Origin of the sequence: Methylobacterium sp. WL103 (assembly GCF_008039885.1) — a bacterium.
Classification (GTDB): Bacteria; Pseudomonadota; Alphaproteobacteria; order Rhizobiales; family Beijerinckiaceae; genus Methylobacterium; species Methylobacterium cerastii.
Genome location: NZ_VRUX01000504.1, coordinates 1 through 3,136 on the forward strand (window position 1 = coordinate 1; position 3,136 = coordinate 3,136).

Below are 3,136 nucleotides of genomic sequence, written 5' to 3' on the forward strand. Positions count from 1 at the left end.
GCCCCCCTTTTCACCCCCCACCGACGGAGCCCGACCATGAACCGCGATGAATTCCGTGGCGCCAAGCGCCACCTCAAGGGCCGCGCCCAGACCACCCTCGGCGGCCTCACCGGCGACGCCGGCCGTCAAGTCCGCGGCGCCGTCGACCAAGTGGCCGGCGGGGCGCAGTACGCCTACGGTCGCGCCCGAGACCGGGCCGAGGACCTGATCGACGACGGCACGCACCTCGCCCACGAGGCCCGGCGCCGCGGCGAATCGCTCGTCGACGACGGCAGCCGCTACGCCCGCGACGCGCGTCGCCGTGGCGAGACCTACGGCCGGCAGGCCCTCGGCTACGCCGACGAGAACCGCGCCACCACCCTCATCGCCTTCGCCGCCGTGGCCTTCGCCGCCGGCTGGCTGCTGCGTCCCTCGCGCTGACACCCACCGAACAGGACAGCCCCCATGATCCGCAAGCTCCTCACGGCCTTCATCGTGCCGAAGCTCATCGCCTATGTCGGCCGGCGCTTCGGCGGCGGCGCCGGTCGCCGCCCGCGCTGAGCCATCCCAGGCTCCGGAGGCGTCCGCATCCGGAGCCGGTTACCGCGGCCCGACCCAGCGGCCCGGTCGGAGCGCAGTTAAACGCAGGCATATGCCTGCATCTTCGGTCATGGTATCTGGGCATCTTCGGCAAGCCGGCCGACACGAGGCGAACGATGGCGAAGGGCGCGCGAGCCCGCACCGATGTGGAGGTCGCCTCCGGCACCCATCGGAGCCGGTGCAGCAACGCCGCCCTGCGTAAGGCGACGCGCAACATCGGGCAGCTCTACGACGAGGTGCTGGCGCCGTGCGGCCTGCGCACGACGCAGCACAGCCTGCTCGTGACGGTCCGCGCGCTGGGCACCCCGACCATGGGACAGCTCGCCGAGACCATGGTGATGGACCTGTCCGGCCTTGGCCATACGCTGAAGCCGCTGGCTCGCGACGGGTATCTCCGCCTCGTCCCCGACGAGGCCGACCGCCGCGTCCGCCGCGTGGCGCTCACCGATCTCGGCGCCGCGAAGCTAGAACAGTCGATCCCGCTCTGGCAGGCCGCGCAAACGCGCTTCGAGGCGGCCTTCGGCCGCGAGCGGACCGATGCGCTGCGCGACGTCCTCGCCGCCCTGGCTAGGCCGGGGTTCCGCGCGGCGTTCGCTAGAGGCGCGCGACCCGACGAGGCGGGCTGACCCGATCGCGCCGGCGATTCCTCAGAACAGGGCGACCAGGGCGACGCCGCCGACCATCAAGATGCCGCCGAGAATGCGCCAGGGCGTCGCCGGATGCACCGCGAAGCCGACCCAGCCGAAGTGATCCAGCAGCACCGAGGTGACGACGCCCGCCGTCACCAGCAGGCCGAGGAAGGCGCCGGCGCCGATCTCGCGGGCGATCAGCAGCTGCGTGATCACGATGCCGCCGCCGAAGACGCCGCCGAACCAGCCCCACCACGGGATCGACGCCATCCCCCCGGAGGACGGCCAGGACAGACGGCCGGTGACGAGGCCGACGACGAGCACGGTGGTGGCCGTGGTGATCCCGACGACGAGGCCGGCGGTGATCGGCTGCGAGAAGCCCTTGGCCAAGGCCGCGTTCTGTCCGGGCTGGATGGCGTTGGCGATCCCGGCGAGCAGGACGACGCCGTAAAGGTACCACATGCGAGGATTCCAGGCCGGTGGGGTGATGCCGTCCGGCCGACCAACCGAGGCGCGATGACGCCGCACCGCTCTGCCAACCGCCCGGCGCCGTCCCTAGATCCGAACGTCCCGCCCTGCCCCGGACCCGACCCGCGTGCTCCGCATCGCCCTCCTCGTCTTCGTGCTCGTATTCCTCGCCCCGATCGCGGTGTCGGCGGCCCTCTACTACCTGCGCAACGACGTCGCCGACTGGCGCACCGCCGACCGGTCGAGCGCCGGCCTCCTGCCGCCGGCGGCGCAGAACCCCGCGGCCGTGGTGCGGGTGTTCTCGGCGCGGACGGTGAGCTGGCGCGGCATCATCGCGAGCCACAGCTGGATCGTCGTGAAGGGCGCGGGCGACCGCGCCTACCGGCGGTTCGACTACACCGCCTGGGGCATGCCGATCTGGGTCGATCGCTTCGTACCGGACGGGCGCTGGTTCGGCAGCGTGCCGGAGCTGGTCTTCGCCGCCGACGGGGTCGATGCGGAGCAGATGCTGCCGCGCATCCGCGAGACCATCGCCACCTACCGCTATGCCAAGCTCGGCGACTACCACCTCTGGCCCGGGCCGAACTCGAACACCTTCGTGGCCGCGGTGATGAGCGCCGTACCAGAGATGCGCGCCAGCCTGCCGGCGACGGCGATCGGCAAGGACTTCCCCTACGACGGCCGCTGGGTCGGCCTCACGCCGTCGGGAACCGGGTTCCGGATCAACCTCGGTGGCTATCTCGGGCTGACGCTCGGCTGGGTCGAGGGCTTCGAGGTCAACCTCCTCGGCGCCGTCGCGGGCCTCGACATCCGCCGCCCCGGCCTCAAGCTGCCGGGCCTCGGCCGCGTCGGCATCTGAACCGTCGCGCCGGCCGTCAGCCCGTGACGGCGGCGGCGCTGCGGTAGGCCTGCGCTGCGTGGCGGGCGGGCAGGCGGTCGCCCTGGCCGAACAGCTTGTTCCGAAACGAGCCCGGCGCGTAGCCGGTCTTGTACAGGCCGCGGTCCTGAAGCTCCGGGATCACGACATCGATGAAGTCCGAAAAGCTTTCCGGCACGACGATGCGGCTGAGGTTGAACCCGTCCACCTCGCCTTCCTCGACCCAGGATTGCAGCTCGTCGGCGATGGCCACGGCGTTGCCGGTCAACACCGCGTAGCGGCCGCCGAGGCCCATTTCCGAGAGCAGGTCGCGCTTGGTCAGCCCGCGCTTGGCCGCGGCCGCGGTGGCCGACTGGATGGCGTTGCCGGGGGCGTAGGAAATCGGCTCGTCGAGGCCGTAGCGGGAAAAATCGATGCCGGTGGAGGCGGAGAAGTGCGCGAGCCCGGCCTCGGCGCTGGCGTAGCGCATGTACTCGGCGCGCTTGTCCTCCGCTTCGGCACGGGTGCGGCCGGGGATGGCGGCGATGCCGATGAACACCTTCACGTCCTGCGGGTCGCGGCCCGCGGCGGCGGCCTCGGCGCG

Annotated in this window: 4 protein-coding genes and 1 pseudogene; 3 read left to right on the forward strand and 2 right to left on the reverse strand. The window is 72.0% G+C overall.

Going from position 1 to position 3,136, the window contains the following annotated elements; translation table 11 throughout:
* The first annotated feature begins 36 nt into the window (after window positions 1-36).
* Both FV222_RS21330 and FV222_RS21335 read left to right on the forward strand, forming a co-directional pair.
* On the forward strand, window positions 37-420 hold the full coding sequence (locus FV222_RS21330; RefSeq protein ID WP_147763924.1) for a CsbD family protein: 384 nt from the start codon (window positions 37-39) through the stop codon (window positions 418-420).
* A gap of 275 nt (window positions 421-695) precedes the next feature.
* Window positions 696-1,205, forward strand: coding sequence for a MarR family winged helix-turn-helix transcriptional regulator (locus FV222_RS21335; RefSeq protein ID WP_147763923.1), 510 nt, complete (start codon window positions 696-698; stop codon window positions 1,203-1,205).
* 21 nt (window positions 1,206-1,226) lie between these two features.
* Here the strand turns inward: FV222_RS21335 and FV222_RS21340 are convergent, their stop codons facing one another.
* Window positions 1,227-1,670 (reverse strand): DMT family transporter, encoded by a 444-nt coding sequence (locus FV222_RS21340; RefSeq protein ID WP_147750654.1) that lies wholly within the window; start codon window positions 1,668-1,670, stop codon window positions 1,227-1,229.
* 133 nt (window positions 1,671-1,803) lie between these two features.
* Between FV222_RS21340 and FV222_RS21345 the strand changes: the two genes are divergently transcribed.
* Window positions 1,804-2,535 (forward strand): DUF3750 domain-containing protein, encoded by a 732-nt coding sequence (locus FV222_RS21345; RefSeq protein WP_147750653.1) that lies wholly within the window; start codon window positions 1,804-1,806, stop codon window positions 2,533-2,535.
* Window positions 2,536-2,551: 16 nt separating this feature from the next.
* Here the strand turns inward: FV222_RS21345 and FV222_RS21350 are convergent.
* Window positions 2,552-3,136 (reverse strand): annotated as a pseudogene (locus tag FV222_RS21350) (LLM class flavin-dependent oxidoreductase); the annotation flags it as partial.